At 44.3% G+C, this 812-nt stretch carries 1 protein-coding gene; it reads right to left on the minus strand.

Going from position 1 to position 812, the window contains the following annotated elements:
* Nucleotides 1-170: 170 nt before the first annotated feature.
* On the minus strand, nt 171-812 hold a 642-nt coding region (locus ETC02_RS16750; RefSeq protein WP_171698459.1), incomplete at its 5' end, for an IS3 family transposase.

The following is an 812-nucleotide window of genomic DNA, read 5'->3' on the forward strand; positions in this document are numbered from 1 at the left end:
TGAACATATCCCTGTCAAGTAGACAGTGTGAAAAATACCCACCTTCTTCAGCTGCTTGTTAGGATAGTGGAATGAGGAAACGTTGTCAAGGAAAGCACTTGACAACGTCTCCTTCATTCCACTTCATCGTTGGCAAGCTGAAGAAGGAGACATTCTCAGCCGTTCGTCTGCTAGGCTGCTTGGGCAATTCGGTATTCCACTGGGCTGAGGTAGTCTAGTTTTTTCTGGCACCGTTCATAATTATAAAAATACATGTACTGATCGATCGCCTCGATCATTTCCTCTTCCGTTTCAAAGGTGGGAAGGTCCACCATTTCCGATTTCAAATGCCCGAAAAAATTTTCCATGCAGGCATTGTCTAAACAGTTTCCTCTTCTGGACATACTAGGAATGATATGATGAGCCTTCAGCAGTTGATGGTACTGGCGGGATGTGTACTGGGAGCCTTGATCGCTATGGAGAAGGACTCCTCGCGCATCCCGTTTTTTGATGGCATCCTTGACCGTTTCGATCACCAATTTTAAGTCATTCGAACGACTGATGCGATACGCAATGATTTTATTGTTGTACAAATCTTTAATAGCAGACAGATACAAATAGGTTCCTTGAAATGGCACATAGGTAATATCCGTCACCCATTTTTGGTTGGCTGCAGTGGCCGCAAAATCACGGTTTAACACGTTCGACGCTACGATATTCTCCTTTCCCGCTTTATACTTCGGCTTTTTTCGACGGATTTTGGCCTGAACCCCCAACTCTTTCATCAGTCGGTACACTCGCTTATGATTCACGGTCTTCCCATAATTTCGTTT

The sequence above is a fragment of the Geobacillus sp. DSP4a genome (assembly GCF_013096875.1).
In the GTDB taxonomy this organism is placed as follows: Bacteria; Bacillota; Bacilli; order Bacillales; family Anoxybacillaceae; genus Geobacillus; species Geobacillus thermophilus.